The 16,198-nt window shown below is 45.2% G+C and carries 15 protein-coding genes and 1 other annotated feature (1 of these 16 cut by a window edge); of the genes, 7 read left to right on the forward strand and 8 right to left on the reverse strand.

The genetic code is table 11. From position 1 onward, the window contains the following. Nucleotides 1-74: 74 nt before the first annotated feature. Nucleotides 75-1,559: a carbon starvation CstA family protein gene (locus tag J8Z23_RS02675; protein WP_064353639.1), complete on the reverse strand. Its 1,485-nt coding sequence runs from the start codon at nucleotides 1,557-1,559 to the stop codon at nucleotides 75-77. Between the two features lie 280 nt (nucleotides 1,560-1,839). Between J8Z23_RS02675 and J8Z23_RS02680 the strand changes: the two genes are divergently transcribed. Together J8Z23_RS02680 and J8Z23_RS02685 are read left to right on the forward strand one after the other, a co-directional pair. Then, complete coding sequence (locus J8Z23_RS02680) at nucleotides 1,840-2,181, forward strand: DUF2799 domain-containing protein (protein WP_104971289.1); 342 nt, start codon at nucleotides 1,840-1,842, stop codon at nucleotides 2,179-2,181. 113 nt (nucleotides 2,182-2,294) lie between these two features. Next, nucleotides 2,295-2,567 carry a hypothetical protein gene (locus tag J8Z23_RS02685; RefSeq protein WP_012842127.1) on the forward strand — a complete coding sequence of 91 codons (273 nt, stop codon included), beginning with the start codon at nucleotides 2,295-2,297 and terminating at the stop codon, nucleotides 2,565-2,567. A gap of 51 nt (nucleotides 2,568-2,618) precedes the next feature. Here the strand turns inward: J8Z23_RS02685 and murQ are convergent, their stop codons facing one another. Together murQ and J8Z23_RS02695 are read right to left on the reverse strand one after the other, a co-directional pair. Further along, nucleotides 2,619-3,548 carry an N-acetylmuramic acid 6-phosphate etherase gene (gene murQ / locus J8Z23_RS02690; protein WP_434634825.1) on the reverse strand — a complete coding sequence of 310 codons (930 nt, stop codon included), beginning with the start codon at nucleotides 3,546-3,548 and terminating at the stop codon, nucleotides 2,619-2,621. 36 nt (nucleotides 3,549-3,584) lie between these two features. Continuing rightward, nucleotides 3,585-4,697 carry an anhydro-N-acetylmuramic acid kinase gene (locus tag J8Z23_RS02695; protein ID WP_434634828.1) on the reverse strand — a complete coding sequence of 371 codons (1,113 nt, stop codon included), beginning with the start codon at nucleotides 4,695-4,697 and terminating at the stop codon, nucleotides 3,585-3,587. A 99-nt stretch (nucleotides 4,698-4,796) separates the two neighbouring features. Between J8Z23_RS02695 and nagZ the strand changes: the two genes are divergently transcribed. From nagZ to tyrA, 3 genes are all read left to right on the forward strand, one after another. Next, complete coding sequence (gene nagZ / locus J8Z23_RS02700) at nucleotides 4,797-5,780, forward strand: beta-N-acetylhexosaminidase (RefSeq protein WP_005381905.1); 984 nt, start codon at nucleotides 4,797-4,799, stop codon at nucleotides 5,778-5,780. A gap of 207 nt (nucleotides 5,781-5,987) precedes the next feature. Further along, complete coding sequence (locus J8Z23_RS02705) at nucleotides 5,988-7,064, forward strand: 3-deoxy-7-phosphoheptulonate synthase (protein WP_213967406.1); 1,077 nt, start codon at nucleotides 5,988-5,990, stop codon at nucleotides 7,062-7,064. Between the two features lie 21 nt (nucleotides 7,065-7,085). Next, nucleotides 7,086-8,213 (forward strand): bifunctional chorismate mutase/prephenate dehydrogenase, encoded by a 1,128-nt coding sequence (gene tyrA / locus J8Z23_RS02710; protein WP_434634831.1) that lies wholly within the window; start codon nucleotides 7,086-7,088, stop codon nucleotides 8,211-8,213. A gap of 77 nt (nucleotides 8,214-8,290) precedes the next feature. Here the strand turns inward: tyrA and J8Z23_RS02715 are convergent, their stop codons facing one another. The 3 genes from J8Z23_RS02715 to ettA all read right to left on the reverse strand — a co-directional run bounded on the left by J8Z23_RS02715 (nucleotide 8,291) and on the right by ettA (nucleotide 11,588). Further along, a complete protein-coding gene (locus J8Z23_RS02715) occupies nucleotides 8,291-9,292 on the reverse strand; it encodes a M23 family metallopeptidase (protein WP_074192064.1) in 1,002 nt (333 codons plus the stop codon). A gap of 28 nt (nucleotides 9,293-9,320) precedes the next feature. Then, nucleotides 9,321-9,689, reverse strand: coding sequence for a PilZ domain-containing protein (locus tag J8Z23_RS02720; RefSeq protein WP_012842125.1), 369 nt, complete (start codon nucleotides 9,687-9,689; stop codon nucleotides 9,321-9,323). A gap of 231 nt (nucleotides 9,690-9,920) precedes the next feature. After that, nucleotides 9,921-11,588: an energy-dependent translational throttle protein EttA gene (ettA, locus tag J8Z23_RS02725; protein WP_005381894.1), complete on the reverse strand. Its 1,668-nt coding sequence runs from the start codon at nucleotides 11,586-11,588 to the stop codon at nucleotides 9,921-9,923. Nucleotides 11,589-11,961: 373 nt separating this feature from the next. On the opposite strand from ettA, the gene sltY reads away from it, so the two are divergent. Continuing rightward, nucleotides 11,962-13,899, forward strand: coding sequence for a murein transglycosylase (gene sltY, locus J8Z23_RS02730; RefSeq protein WP_272164789.1), 1,938 nt, complete (start codon nucleotides 11,962-11,964; stop codon nucleotides 13,897-13,899). 13 nt (nucleotides 13,900-13,912) lie between these two features. Next, the gene (gene trpR / locus J8Z23_RS02735; RefSeq protein ID WP_012842123.1) at nucleotides 13,913-14,221 is read left to right on the forward strand and encodes a trp operon repressor; all 309 of its coding nucleotides are present in this window, start codon (nucleotides 13,913-13,915) and stop codon (nucleotides 14,219-14,221) included. Nucleotides 14,222-14,331: 110 nt separating this feature from the next. Here the strand turns inward: trpR and yjjX are convergent, their stop codons facing one another. Both yjjX and pheA read right to left on the reverse strand, forming a co-directional pair. Then, complete coding sequence (yjjX, locus tag J8Z23_RS02740; RefSeq protein ID WP_053808615.1) at nucleotides 14,332-14,865, reverse strand: inosine/xanthosine triphosphatase; 534 nt, start codon at nucleotides 14,863-14,865, stop codon at nucleotides 14,332-14,334. Between the two features lie 24 nt (nucleotides 14,866-14,889). Further along, the gene (gene pheA / locus J8Z23_RS02745; RefSeq protein ID WP_005397485.1) at nucleotides 14,890-16,068 is read right to left on the reverse strand and encodes a prephenate dehydratase; all 1,179 of its coding nucleotides are present in this window, start codon (nucleotides 16,066-16,068) and stop codon (nucleotides 14,890-14,892) included. 12 nt (nucleotides 16,069-16,080) lie between these two features. Next, nucleotides 16,081-16,198: a sequence feature (Phe leader region), on the reverse strand; it runs 4 nt beyond the window's last position.

Below are 16,198 nucleotides of genomic sequence, written 5' to 3' on the forward strand. Positions count from 1 at the left end.
AGTAACTTGGGTATAAAACAAAAAGAGCCTGCAATTGGCAGGCTCTTATCTTAGTCACTTGGATGTGACGAGTATTACGCTGTTTCTGATACGGCTTGTGGTTTCTCTTCGTTAGCCAGTTCAGTTTCACCTTTACCCTTAGAGGTTTTGATAACGTAACCAGTCACTGCTAGGGCAAACACAATACCGACGATAGTTGATAGTTGCATTGGCAGGCCAAAACCTAGCGAGCTGTTGTTTAAGATGAACGTGACACATACCGTGGTCATGAAGATAGCAGGGATAGTGGTAATCCAGTGCAGCTTGTTGTGACGTAGTAGGTAAGCGGACGCAGTCCAAAGCATCATTACTGCTGTTGTTTGGTTAGCAAAACCGAAGTAGCGCCAGATAATGCCGAAGTCTACTTGAGTTAAGATACCGCCGATAACGAACAGTGGAAGTGCCATCAGTAGGCGGTTACGTAGCGTCTTTTGTTCCATGTTGAAGTATTCAGCAAGGATCAGACGGCTTGAACGGAATGCTGTATCGCCAGACGTAATTGGTAGGATAACCACACCTAGGAACGCAAGGATACCACCGAACACACCAAGCAGACCAAATGATGCGCTGTATACCACGTTACCAGGACCACCGTTTTTCACAGCTTCTGATAGAGCGTCTAGAGAGCCGAAGAAAGACAGAGCGATAGCACACCAAATTAGCGCGATAACACCTTCACCAATCATTGCACCGTAGAAGACGAAACGACCGTTTTTCTCATTTTCCATACAACGCGCCATCAGTGGAGACTGAGTCGCGTGGAAGCCAGAGATAGCACCACATGCGATAGTGATGAACAGTGCTGGCCATAGTGGCATATCATTTGGGTTAAGGTTCGAGAACATGTCTGAAACTTGGAAGTCACCCATTACTGTGTGTTCGCTAGAAAACGCAACGGCTGTCATTAGACCAACAGACATAAAGATAAGTAGAGCGCCAAACAGTGGGTAGAAGCGGCCAATGATTTTATCGACAGGAACAATCGTCGCAATGATGTAGTAAGCGAAGATAGCGATAACCATTGTAGTCATGCTTACGCTCAAGCTTGTTTGATCATTGATGAGGTTAGTAATCATGCCTGCAGGAGCAGAAACGAACACTACGCCAACAAGAAGCAGTAGGACAATGGCAAAAATATTCATAAAGTGTTTTGCGCCATTACCTAGGTAGCGACCTGTGATAGTAGGTACAGATGCGCCGCCGTTACGCACTGAAAGCATGCCTGAGAAGTAATCGTGTACTGCGCCAGCAAAAATACAACCGACAACAATCCAAAGCATTGCCGCTGGACCGTATAGTGCACCCATGATTGGGCCGAAAATTGGACCAACACCAGCGATGTTAAGTAGCTGAACTAGATAAACTTTCTTTGTTGACATTGGAACGAAGTCAACACCGTCCGATTTGGTGTGAGCAGGCGTTTGGCGTTTTTCATTGATGCCGAAAATCTTCTCGACGAAAGCGCCGTAGATGAAGTATCCGCCGATTAGGGCTGCGACACAGGTTAGAAACCACATCATAGCAATTGTCCTTGGTCTTAGTTGGGTAGGGTAATTTTTTAATCTCAGGATGCATGTTATGCGTCACTTGTGTTAAATGCATTCGGTTAGTAGATGAGTGGTCGAATAGAGCACTGAGTGGTCGATATACTGCTTGAGCGGTTTTTAAAATTGGCGAACGGTTGATTGCAGTAGTGAGCGGTTGATTCGAGGCGTCAGTGGCTTAATCTGCAAGCTAAGCGGCAAACGCCAATAATTAGTGGTAAGCTTATTTTTGAAAACAATTACTTAAGGAAGAACCATGAAAAAGGCAACGTTAGGTTTGGCGCTGGCTTTACTTGCAGGATGCGCTGCAACGATGGAAGATCTTGCCAAGTCAGGAGATTGGCATCAGATCGGATATCAAGATGGTGTAGCCGGGCATACATCACGCACGATGAGCGAGCTGCGTGAGTTGGGTAGCGTTAAGCAAAGTGACTACGACCAAGGTTATTTAGAGGGTCTACGTGAATACTGTAACCCTGCTTTTGCGTATCAAATGGGGTTATCTGGTCAGTATTATGAAGGGGTTTGTGAGGGTACTGAGCAAGCACAAAAATTCCGTATGGAATGGCAGCGTGGCTGGAATGAGTACTCAAATTAATAGTCAATAAAGCCGTTGTGATACCGTCCGCATAACATAATTGTGGCAAAATTCGACTTATTAAACTATGTTCATATTGCTTGATAGTGAGCACAGAAAAAAGGAATCACATTATGTCAACGCAAATGGCTGGTGGCTGGAGTCCATTTAATGAACTCAAAGCAGAGGATAAAGAAGTATTTGCTAAAGGTATCGAGGGGTTTGTCGGCGTCAAATACTCCCCTTTGGTTGTGGCTACTCAAGTCGTAGCCGGACAAAACTATGCGTTTTTCTGTAATGCAGAAGTTGTCTACCCTGGAGCACAACCATACCCAGCAATGGTTCATATGTTCAGCGACCTTGAAGGTAAAGTCGGTATTACTCACATTGAACGATTGAACTACTAAATTAAGCCATAAAAGGCGCCTGACTTTTAAATAAGTGAGGCGCTTTATTGATTAAGGTTGATTCGCTTGATCGATCACGACTTGTCTTAAATATCCTTGTTTGGCTTTCAGTTGCTCAGTCGCGCTTTCTTTATCCAACCCGGTTAAAATCATCAAAATCGCTAACTTGGCGTCGTAGTCCGTTTCTTTGAGCGCAGTTTTAGCCTCTTGGTTAGTACAATCTGTTGCTTGCATAACAATACGAGCCGCTCTTGCAACTAGCTTTGCATTCGTCGCTTTCACATCTACCATTAAGTTCTGATAACTTTTGCCTAGGCGAATCATGCTTGCGGTAGTGAGCATGTTCAGGACGAGCTTTTGTGCCGTACCTGATTTTAAGCGAGTGGATCCCGTTAATGCTTCAGGTCCAACAACGGGGCTGATCGCAATATCGGCAATATCGGCAATCGGAGAGTCAGGGTTACAAGATAGTGCTACAGTGGTGGCACCAAGTTCGTTCGCATACTCTAAGCCACCAATCACGTACGGTGTCCGTCCACTTGCCGCAATACCAACGACGACATCGCGTTGTGTTAGCGCATTCTCTTTAAGATCTTGCTCGCCTAGTGCAGGATCGTCCTCTGCCCCTTCTTTCGCGCGGAACATTGCCTCTTTTCCACCCGCAATAATACCAACGACCATCTCTGGATCCGTGCCAAAAGTTGGTGGGCATTCTGAAGCGTCCAAGACGCCGAGCCGACCACTGGTGCCCGCACCGATGTAAAACAACCGACCTCCGATCTTAAATGCTTTCGTGATCTTATCAACGGCTTGAGCGATCTCAGGCAACACTTTTTCAACGGCAAGAGGAACGAGTTTGTCCTGTTGGTTGATGCGTTGAACAATATCTAGAGAAGGCAGCAAGTCGATGTCCATGGTGTCTGGATTTCGCCCTTCAGATACCAGATGGGATAAAGCTGCGATAAGTGCATCGTTCGTCATAATGAATTAAGCCTTTTTGTTTAGGATCTATTGCCCTTAATTTTTTGAATAGAGTACACCCAGTGAAGCGAGACGACTTGCCCCCGTAACTTCCGGTAAGTTGCTAGGGAGGCTATGAATATAGCGCTGCGCAAGCCAAGCAAATGCCATGGCTTCCATGTAGTCACCATCAACGCCTTTTTCTGCCGTTGTCGCAACGTGCCATTGTGGCAATAACTTAGTCAATCGCTGCATTAAAAGTGGGTTTCTTGCTCCACCGCCACAGACCAATAGTTGAGGCGTGATGCCATGAGAAAACTTGTCGACTTCGTTAGCAATGGTAATCGCAGAGTATTCGCAGAGTGTACGCTGTACGTCTTCGGTCGGTAAATTGTAATGAGCCAGTTGCTGATGCAGCCAGTCAATATTGAACAGTTCTCGCCCGGTACTTTTAGGTGCTGGCATGGCGAGGTAAGCTTCTTTAAGTAATTGAGTCAACAAAGTAGCGTTTACCGTTCCTTTCAGTGCAAATTGTGCATCTTTGTCGAAGCTTTGCCCAGTGTGCAGCGCACACCACGCGTCCATCAACATGTTGCCCGGACCTGTGTCATAGCCAATGACTGGTTGCTCGGGATGCAGTACAGATATGTTGGCAATGCCACCGATGTTCAGCACGACGGTGGTGGAATCTTGCATGGCAAAGATACTTTTATGAAAAGCGGGAACCAGCGGTGCACCTTGACCACCTAGCGCCATATCTTTACGTCGAAAATCTGCAACCGTATCAATCCCTGTTTTCACTGCGATGATGTTGGCATCACCCAACTGAGTGGTAAAGGGTAACTCTCCAGTAGGTTGGTGGAATACCGTTTGGCCGTGATTACCAATCGCACGAATTTGTTCCGCGACGTAGCCAGACTTATTGAGCAGTTGTAAAACGGCGTCAGCGAAGAGGTGGCCAAGTCGGTGATCCAATTCACCTATGGCTTTTAAATTTGTGGCTTGACCGGTACAAACAGATAACAGCATTTCTTTCAGTGCTGTGGGCATTGGGTAATCGTCGTGCGCAACCAGACGAACGTGCTCATCACTTATTTCAACCAGAGCGGTATCAACGCCGTCCATACTCGTTCCAGACATCACACCAATGTACAGTTCGTTAAATTTCATAGCCGATCTCGTCAATTCTTCATTCACTTATTGTAAAGCAAATCTGAAGCGAATAACCTCATCGAATACGAGATATTCAGCCGATTTTGAGGAGAAAACATGGGACCGTTATGGGTTGACGTTGCGGGGTATGAACTGACCGCTGAAGACAAAGAAATCTTGGAGCATCCTACGGTTGGTGGCTTAATTCTATTTGCTCGCAACTATCATGATAGCGAACAGCTTCAAGCACTTACTCAATCCATCCGAAAGGCGGCTAAGCGCCCGTTTTTGATCGGTGTGGATCAAGAAGGCGGCCGAGTGCAGCGCTTTCGTGAAGGTTTCTCATTAATTCCTGCTGCTGATGAGTACGCTAAACATCAAAATGGTGAAGAGCTTGCTCGTATGGGCGGTTGGTTAATGGCAGCAGAGCTGATTGCCCATGATATTGATTTAAGCTTTGCCCCGGTACTTGACCAAGGCCATCAATGTAAAGCGATCGGTAACCGTGCATTCGGTGAAGATGCCGATACCATTCTTCGCTATAGCACTGCTTATATGCAAGGAATGAAGAGTGTTGGCATGGCAACGACAGGCAAGCACTTCCCTGGACATGGTGGCGTGATTGCAGACTCACACTTAGAAACACCATACGACGAGCGCAGTGATATTTTTGAACAAGATATGGCGATCTTCAAAGCGCAAATTGATGCCGGTATTTTAGATGCCATGATGCCTGCTCACGTGATTTTCCCACATTATGATGCTCAACCAGCCAGCGGTTCTGAATACTGGTTAAAACAGGTCCTGCGTCAGCAATTGGGTTTTAAAGGGTTGGTTTTTTCGGATGACTTGACCATGGAAGGCGCTGCGATTATGGGCAGCCCAGCCGAGCGAGGTGCTCAAGCATTGAGAGCTGGCTGCGATATGTTGTTAATGTGTAATAAACGAGAAGCGCACGTTGAAGTATTAGACAACTTACCGGTTTCAACCGTGCCACTCGCGGATGGATTACTAAAAAAACAGTCATTTTCTCCAAGCGAACTTAAGCTATCTCAAGAGTGGAAAGCGGCGAGTGAAGCGATGAAACGCTTGACTAGCTAAACCTCTTGTAAAAGATTCAAAACAGCGATGAGAAGCCAAAGTTAATTATACTTTGGCTTTTTATTTGGCTGTAAACATAAATTTACACTAAATGTTTTTTATTCTGTACGCTTGTTTTTCTTTTTTAGCCTGTTATCTTGTCGTTAAAGCTTAGTTGTCTCACCAAAGTTTTGGTTGGGTGTAAAAATAAATATACAGGTTAGAGTTATGCAGAAAAGTGAGTTGAGCAATATTAATATTATAGAAGAACAGGTTCTTATTACTCCGGAGGAACTAAAAACCAAGCTTCCTTTGAGTGAAAAAGCACGTCGCTTTATTCAAGAGTCTCGTCAAACTATCGCTAATATTATTCACAAGAAGGATCACCGCCTGCTTGTTGTATGCGGTCCATGTTCTATCCACGACGTGGAAGCGGCGAAGGATTACGCAAAGCGACTTAAAGCACTCTCTGAACAACTAAGTGACCAACTGTATATTGTTATGCGTGTTTACTTTGAGAAGCCGCGCACCACGGTCGGCTGGAAAGGCCTGATCAATGACCCACACCTAGACGGCAGTTTCGATATTGAGCACGGTCTGCATGTTGGACGCGAACTTCTGGTGGAGCTGGCAGAGATGGAAATCCCGCTCGCGACTGAGGCTCTAGACCCAATTAGCCCACAATACTTGGCGGATACTTTTAGCTGGGCAGCCATCGGTGCTCGTACGACGGAGTCACAAACTCACCGTGAAATGGCAAGCGGCCTGTCTATGCCAATCGGTTTTAAGAATGGCACGGATGGCAGTTTGGCAACCGCAATTAACGCGATGCAAGCTGCGTCCTCTAGCCACCGTTTTATGGGAATTAACCGTGAGGGACAAGTCGCACTGTTAACCACCCAGGGCAATGCTAATGGACATGTGATCTTACGTGGCGGCAAGCAAACTAACTACGATTCGGTATCAGTCACTGAGTGTGAGCAAGAGATGGCGAAATCTAGTCTTGATGCTTCATTAATGGTGGATTGCAGTCACGCCAACTCACGTAAAGATTACCGTCGCCAGCCACTAGTCGCGGAGGATGTGATTCATCAAATCCGTGAAGGCAATAAATCTATTATCGGTCTTATGATTGAAAGCCATATCAATGAAGGAAATCAATCTTCTGACTTAGCTCTTGAAGAGATGAAATACGGTGTATCTATCACTGACGCATGTATCAATTGGGATTCAACTGAGGCACTATTACGTCATGCACATGAAGAGCTAGTGCCTTTCTTAGAAAATCGTCTAAAGGCTAATTAATACAGGATTTAAGGAACATCAATGGCAGTTGAACTTAACGCATTACGCGATCAGATTGATGCAGTCGATAAGCAAATGTTGGAGCTATTGGCTCAGCGTTTAGCGCTCGTAGAGAAAGTTGGGGAAGTAAAAAGCGAACATGGTTTGCCAATTTATGCTCCAGACCGCGAAGCGGCGATGTTAGCTTCTCGTCGCGCTGAAGCTGAAAAAATGGGAATTCCTCCACAGCTTATTGAAGATATTCTGCGTCGAACAATGCGTGAGTCTTATGCCAGCGAGAAAGATTCCGGTTTTAAGTGTTTGAACCCTGATTTACGCTCAGTTGTTATTATTGGTGGTAATGGTCAATTGGGTGGCCTGTTTGGGCGTATGTTCAAATTGTCGGGCTACCAGGTCAAAGTTCTCGGTAGTAAAGACTGGGATCATGCGGATGAGATTCTAGACAACGCGGGTTTAGTCGTGGTCACGGTGCCGATTCATCTAACGGAAGGGGTGATCGAAAAACTGGGGAACTTGCCGCAAGACTGCATTCTGTGTGACCTGACTTCTATCAAATCTAAGCCTCTGCAAGCAATGTTGAATGTGCACCAAGGTCCTGTAGTTGGTTTACACCCAATGTTTGGCCCAGATGTTCCGAGCCTTGCCAAGCAGGTTATTGTGTACTGTGATGGCCGTGGAAATGATCAATACCAATGGTTGCTGCAACAGTTTGGTATTTGGGGCGCGAGCTTGTGTCAGATTGATGCGCAAGAGCACGATCATGGCATGACGTTAATCCAAGCGCTGCGTCACTTCACCTCATTTGCTTACGGCATGCATCTAAGCAAAGAGAACCCGAACATTGAGCAACTGTTAAAGTTGAGCTCACCAATCTACCGCCTGGAGTTGGCGATGGTAGGGCGTCTGTTTGGTCAGGATCCAAACCTCTACGGTGACATCATTCTCTCATCGCAAGAAAACATCGACATGATTAAGCGATTCCACCAACGCTTCGGCGAAGCACTTGCGATTTTGGACAGCAAAGATAAAGCCAAATTTGTCGAAAGCTTTGAGCAGGTGAGTGAGTGGTTTGGTGATTATTCACAACAATTTATGAATGAGAGCCAAAACTTACTCAAACAGGCGAATGATAATATTCATCGTGGTTAATCGCTGGTTATCTATCCGTGTGGAGCCCGAAATGAAAAGAGCAGCTTACGCTGCTCTTTTTTGTGTCGAGAGATAAATTAGTTAGTCGCGGTATTGCTGGTATCTTCACTTGATACTGTATTGATACTGGTGTCGCGATAGGGGGAGTTGGTTAAATTGACTTGCAGACGCACGACATTATCAATCAATTGAACTAAAGGGCCCCATTTCACTTTTTTCTCTTTTTCAAATACATAATTGAAGTTTTCAGGTGTCCACTCCATCAAGTATTGAGGGTTGAGTGCTCGCCCGAGAAAGCGCACCTCGTAATGCAGGTGCGGGCCAGTGGAATTACCTGAACTACCACATTGAGCAATCACATCGCCTTTACTGACAAACTGGCCGCTTTTCACTTTAAAGCGTTGTAAGTGAGCAAAGGAGCTCATAAAGCCAAATGAGTGACGAATAGTGATATAGTTGCCATAGCCACGATTACTCGGGCGAACGGTTTCCACCACTCCGTCTGCAGGTGCTAGGATTTCTTCTCCTCGTTTACAGGTAAGATCGATACCAGTATGAACGTGTCGTTTACCTGAAATAGGATTAATGCGACTGCCATAGGAAGAAGAAATGCGTTGGTATGTCACTGGGCTATCATTTGGAATCAAACGAAACATGGTTGCTCGAACCGCGGAATCGATAGCTGCTGCATCAATTCGCTCTTCTAACGCCATGTTGTTTTCATCGATCATCAGCTCTTCGTCAGCGAGACCTAGAACCGATTCGACGTCGAATACCCGTTTTCCTAATAGCTGAATTTGATTGTTTTTATCGGTCAATGACTGAGAAAGCGAGTGGTTGGTATCAAGCTGCTCTTCATAAAGCGCGGTGATTTCGGCCTTTTCACTTTCTAGTTTGGCGATGGTTTGTGTTAGTTCGTCTTTATTGTGTATCTGCTGTTGATTGAGGTACCACGCGCCACCAACGACGGCGGGTAATGCCAATACCGAAGCAAATACTGCTAGGACCGAACTGCGGCCCAAATAGAACTGCTGATCGCCGTCTTTCGTCGGGATCTGCATGATGATTTTTTTAGACATAGTTATTGTTACTTAAATAGGCGTTCATTTATTTTTCTCCTAAATCAGAGAGATGTTCTAACTCTCGGTTCAGAAGGTCGTTATTGCCTACATTCAATTCTATAAATCGTTTTAGTTGGCTAATGCTCTCGATGTCTATCTTGATGATCTTTAACCTAATCTCACACTTAGAAACATCCACAATTTGCGCTTTTAACGTAATCACTTGTTCGGATTGATCAAATGAAAAAGTAACATGGGCTGGAAGGGCTGGATCCAAAGCCTCAGTCTCTTCCACTTTCATGAGTAAACCATGTAAGGAAAGATCTTGAATCCTAGCTTCAATTGCCAAGTCACGTTGTTCTACCTTCGCTGGCGCTTGATGGAGAATACGTGAAAAGCGTCGTCTCTCTGCCATGTGCATTTTCTCGTCATGTCTTCAAACAGAGTTGAATAGTATATCAATGTGAACAAAAAATGTTCGATTGCTGTTTGAAAAGTGTCGAGGTCGCTACAGAGTGACGTAAGTGCAATGTCATGTTCTTAACGAACGAGACGGGCTAATGAGCTCTTTTTTATAACAAAGAAAACAAAGGCCGCTATGATAGCGGCCTTTGTACAAATTACAATCAAACTTTGCGGGTTGCGATTACTTCGCAATACGCTTGTATTTGATGCGGTGTGGTTCTGCGGCTTCAGGGCCCAACGTTTTCTTCAACCAGTCCATGTACTCGGTGTAGTTACCTTCGTAGAAGTTAACTTGGCCTTCGTCACGGTAGTCAATGATGTGGGTCGCGATACGGTCAAGGAACCAACGGTCGTGCGAGATAACCATTGCACAACCAGGGAACTCTAGTAGTGCTTCTTCTAGAGCACGCAGTGTTTCCACGTCAAGGTCGTTGGTCGGTTCGTCGAGTAGTAACACGTTACCGCCCGCTTTAAGCAGTTTCGCAAGGTGGACACGGTTACGCTCACCACCTGATAGCTCACCAATGATTTTTTGTTGGTCGCTGCCTTTAAAGTTAAAGCGTGAACAGTATGCGCGAGCTGGGATTTCGAAGTTGTTGATCTTAATGATATCAGCGCCTTCAGAAATCTCTTGGAATACGGTTTTAGAATCGTCCATGCTGTCACGGAACTGATCGACCGATGCTAGTTTTACTGTATCACCCATTTCAATTGTGCCTGAATCTGGTTGTTCAGTACCACTTAACATCTTGAATAGGGTCGATTTACCTGCGCCGTTCGCACCGATGATACCAACAATCGCACCTTTAGGGATGCTGAATGATAGGTCATCAATTAGAACACGGCCGTCAAATGACTTCGTTAGGTTCTTCACTTCAATAACTTTATCACCTAGGCGCTCACCTGGCGGGATAAACAGTTCATTGGTTTCGTTACGTTTTTGGTGATCAGAGCTTTGCAGTTCTTCAAAGCGTGCCATACGTGCTTTTGATTTCGCTTGACGACCTTTAGGGTTTTTACGTACCCACTCAAGTTCTTTCTCGATGGTTTTTTGACGAGCACTTTCTTGAGACGCTTCTTGTTGTAGACGAGCGTCTTTTTGCTCCAACCATGAGGTGTAGTTACCTTCCCATGGGATACCTTCACCACGGTCAAGCTCTAAGATCCAACCCGCGGCGTTATCTAGGAAGTAACGGTCGTGGGTGATAGCGACTACAGTACCTGTGTAATCCACTAAGAAGCGCTCTAGCCAAGCAACAGATTCTGCATCTAGGTGGTTGGTAGGCTCATCAAGCAGCAGCATGTCTGGCTTAGAAAGTAGCAGGCGACAAATAGCGACACGGCGTCGTTCACCACCTGATAGGTGCGCAATTTTTTGGTCCCATTCAGGTAAACGAAGTGCGTTTGCTGCTCGCTCAAGTGCGTTTTCTAGGTTGTGACCATCTTTCGCTTGGATCAGAGCTTCAAGTTCGCCTTGCTCTTTTGCAAGTGCGTCGAAGTCTGCATCTGGTTCTGCGTAAGCCGCATAGACCGCATCCAAACGTTTCAGTGCGTCAGCAACGTCAGCAACCGCTTCTTCAACAACTTCACGAACGGTTTTTGATTCGTCTAATACTGGCTCCTGGGGTAGGTAGCCTACGTTTAGACCAGGTTGTGGACGCGCTTCACCGTCGATATCCGTGTCGATACCTGCCATGATACGTAGCAGTGTGGATTTACCTGCACCGTTCAGACCTAAAACACCGATTTTCGCACCAGGGAAGAAGCTCAGAGAGATGTCTTTAAGAATTTGACGCTTAGGTGGCACAATCTTGCTCACCCGCGACATGGTATATACGTATTCAGCCATTGCCGATCGTTCCTAAATTAACTGTCATTCAAACCCATCATTTTATACCAAGTGCTTTGTTTTTGTTACCGCATTGCAAGAATTTCCCTTTCGAATGGATTTCTTATTTTGAGCTGACCGGAAACTTACACGGTTAGGGTATACACTTTTGTTATTCGTTATAAATGACGAAGTGCTTTCTGCACAAGTTAGGAACTCCTTGTCTCCATCGTCTTAAAAGTTTCACGAGTACAATTTTTAATACACTAAGTTGCTTTACATGGACATCTGCATTCTGTGTAAATAGATGCATGTGTGAAAATTGCCTTAACATCACATGAACGCTAACAAAACGAGGCTTTGGGGCAGTATATGTCTGGGGAAAATGACACAAATGAGATTCAACGTATCTGAATTGGCTAAAAACGTATGCTGCGCAGCCGCGCTGTGTGCGATGAGTTTGAGTGCTAATGCCGCGCTGAGCTTGGAAAAGCAGCGTGAAGTTTATGAGCAAGCTCAAGATTTATTAGATAAAAATGACATCGACGGATACCTTTCGATCCGTCCTAAAATTTCTGACTATCCACTGACGCCTTATGTGGATTACCGAACATTTATTAGACAGTTACCGGAAAAATCGCCACAGCAGGTGAACGAATTTATTTCGGAGTACGAGTCGTTTCCTTTTTCTCGTCGTGTTCGCGCTCCATACCTCAACCATCTTTATAAGCAAAAAGATTGGAAAACCATTACTGAGTTTCAAAAAGTCATTCCAAATGGCGAGCGTTACCAATGTATTTTCTACGTGGCTCAGTTAGAGCAAGGTAAGAAAGTCGCCGCGTTTAAAGGGGCTGAGCATATGTGGTTGCGTGGCAGAAGTATTGCCGATGAGTGCGATCCATTATTCGCAGCATGGGACAAGGCAGGTGAACGTACTGATGAATTGATTCTCCAGCGTATGCTACTGGCGTTTGATGCACGTAATGGCAGTTTGATGAGTTACTTACTTAAATTGCCTAAATCCTCGCAGGCAAGGAAACAAGCGAAAGAAATGAAGGCGTTGTTTGATAACCCTTCAAGCGTTGCGGAGTTCGCGAAGAAAAAACCGGCTAATGATTTTAATCGAGCGCAAAGCGAATATGCGCTGGAAAAGCTAGCTCGTATGAATACCAGTCAAGCGCAGAGTGCGTATGATGCCGTCATTAAAGGGCAGAAGTTTTCTTCAGAAAAGGCGCAAGCCCTGGCTGACTATATCGCATTTCGATTGACCCGTACTGAGTCTGAGTCACTAGCTAAGTGGCGCGATGATAAAACGAAAACCAGCCAGTACTTACCGCTCATTGAAACTCGCATTCGCTTAGCGATTCAGAACGCGGATTGGAAGGGCGTACAAGAGTGGATTGCCGTTCTCAATAAAGAAGAGCAAGCGTCGCTTCGCTGGCAATACTGGCTTGGACGAAGTGAAATTGCGTTAGGTGATGACATCGCAGGGAAACAGCGTTTAGCGACTTTGGTCGGGCAGCGAAACTTTTATAGTGTGGCAGCCGCCAATGCGATTGGACAATCAATCAAATACCCTACGCATACGGTTAAGTTTGATAAGCGAGTGGTTCAACCCTATCAAGACTCGTTAGTTCGTATTGAAGAGTTGATCGCGACGGATAAAATTGCAGCAGCGAAAAGTGAATGGGCACATTTATTGCGCCGCGTAGGGAAAGATGAAAAGGCGATGCTGGCGGCTTATGCGTCTTCTAAGCGTTGGCATAACCTAACGGTGACCGCGAGTATTCAAGCGCAGATGTGGGATAATATCGAACTGAGGTTCCCGATTGCGCATCGCTGGTGGTTTAACTTTTATGCAAAAAAACACAACATAGATCCCGTGACGATGATGTCCCTAGCTCGACAGGAAAGTGCGTTGGATGTCGAAGCCCGTTCTCCAGTTGGTGCTCGTGGTCTTATGCAGATCATGCCCGCTACAGCAAAGTACACGGCACGTAAATATAAGTTGAGTTATCAAGGTACGCAGGATCTCTACAATGTGGGCAAAAATATCGAAATTGGTAGCCATTATTTGCAAGGCTTATTAGAGGATTACGATAATAATCGTATTTTTGCTCTTGCTGCTTATAATGCAGGTCCTAACAGAGTAAAAACGTGGCGAGAGCGTACCCAAGGAAAAGTGGATGCTTATGCCTTTATTGAGGCAATTCCATTTAGAGAGACTCGCGGTTATGTACAAAACATCCTGATGTTTGAAACATATTACCGTGATCTTTTGGGTATCGATGGCGCGTTCTTGAATCAACATGAGATCAATACCAAGTATTGAGTGAGGTAACTTGATGTCGCACGAACCCGAGTACAAAGACTGGCAACAGATTATTGAGCTAATTCGAACTAGCATGGACAGTGAGCAAGATGACATGCTGTTAACCATGCTGATGTCACGTGATGAGAGAGAATCATTAATATCACGCGTTAATATTATTAACGAGCTTCTTAAAGGAGAATTATCTCAACGTCAGATCAGCCAGATGCTTGGCGTGGGTATTGCCACTATTACTCGTGGCTCTAACGAGTTAAAGTCTAAATCTGATGAAGAGAAAGACAAACTCAAGGTTTTGTTAGAGCAAGTTGCGGTATCTAAGTAGCCAGTGATTCCAATTCGCCTTTAGGTATTGGTATCACAAGTGGTTAAGATAACGTGTTAAAAAGGGCGGAAATATCCGCCCTTTTTCGTACCTAGCGAATGGGGTGAGCGTTATAAATTTGAAGGGAAGTGCTCAGGGTTTGTGAATGGAATTAGAGCCAGAATCAAGGCTTGATGGTAAACCGAACTTCGAGTCAGCTGGTTTTGGGTGAGCAGGCTGATGGCACCACCTTTCTGTTTGATGTTCTCGGTACCAAACACCTCATCCATGACATCTCCCAGCTCATTCGCATGCTTGAGTTTGTCCAATACTTTAGGCGGCAGCATTAAGCTCGCAGAGCGAGATTCACCACGGTGAGTATTCGACTCAATCACCATCCACGCAAACGTCACGTTTGTTTCAATTCCCGCTTCAAGTCCGACATAGTAATCCGCATTTGGCATCTCTACTTTTGCGTTTTTAACGCGGTTTAGTGCACCGCGATGAGTTTCTTCATCAGTCATAGGTTGATCTGCGACCTCACTCGGTACACTGACGCCAACGAAGTTGAACTCTTGGTGCGGAAATGCACTGTTAAATGCACTTTGAACGGCATTAATTTTAGCTGGGTTTAGAGATGCGATTACGACTTTTTGGGTTGCCATGATCTTTTTACTCACTGGTGTCTATTAACTCAATTTTACTTGGGTAGGCTTTACGTTCTCACTAGGGTAACAGCCTAATACTTTCAAGTGTTTAGTGATTTTAGTTAGCTCTTCTAGTGCCTGTTGCATTTCTGTCGAAGCAAGATGAGATTCCAAGTCTACGTAGAACATCTCTTCCCATGGGTTCCCCATAATTGGACGTGATTCTAGCTTGGTCATATTGATGCCGTAACGTTGCAGCACTAATAGTGTTTCAACCAATGAGCCAGCCTCTTGGGAGGTCGACATGATCAAGGTGGTTTTTGCTGGAATCTGAGTTGAAACCTCAACTGGTTTGCGAGCAACCACGATAAAACGAGTATGGTTCTCAGTTTGGTTTGCGATGTTGCCTTGAATTGCTTGCAAGCCGTATAGCTTACCGCTTGATGCATTACCAATTGCAGCAACATCATCACGATCCATCTCTTGAACTTTCTGCATTGCATCTGCCGTGCTGGCGCAAGACTCCAGTTTTACACCTTTCATACGGCTTAAAAACTCACTGCACTGTTGGTGTGGCTGAGGATGTGAATACAGCGTTTTAATGTTTTCCAGACGAATGTCTTTTTTCGCAACCAAGCAGTGCTCGATTGGTTGAGTTAGCTCTCCAACGATGTACAGCGTCGTGTGTTGTAGTAGGTCGTACACTTCATTAATAGAGCCTGAACTGGTGTTTTCGATAGGCAGAACACCATAATCAGCATGGCCCGATTCTACTGTTTGAGTCACTTCTTTGAAGTGTTCGCAGTTGAGCTCGATAAGTTCTGTATTTTTACGGCTGAAGTATTCGCGGCTTGCCAAGTGCGAGTAAGAGCCTTTGGCTCCTAAGAAAGCGACGCGAGCAAGTGGCTTACGACTTTGTTGCGGGTTAACGAGGTTTTGCAGGTAACTTTGCTGAAGAAGCACTGAGTCTTCAATGATGGTATGGAATAGTTTAGTGATGTACTGCGCGTCGAGTTCGTATTTATCTCGGCCATTAGAAATCAGCTTAACTAATAGTTGTTGTTCTCGAACGGCATCACGAACGGGTTTTGAGGTTTGTACTTTACTTTTGGCTACTTCAATGCTGAGTTTACGGCGCTCAGACAATAAGCTGAGAAGTTGGTCATCCAGCTCATTCAAGCGCAAACGAATTTCTTCGAGGGAAATAGGTTGGTCAGTCATCAATTCTTTCCTTATAAAAAAGCCTCCCGATTTGGGAGGCTTTCTGTTTGTTTTTGACTTTTCTTTCACAAACGAGTTCGCCCCTCCGACTATGGGAGGAAAAAGAAGTCAAAAATAAACAGTGAGGTTA

This window comes from Vibrio sp. SCSIO 43086, from assembly GCF_051132235.1.
GTDB lineage: Bacteria > Pseudomonadota > Gammaproteobacteria > Enterobacterales > Vibrionaceae > Vibrio > Vibrio diabolicus.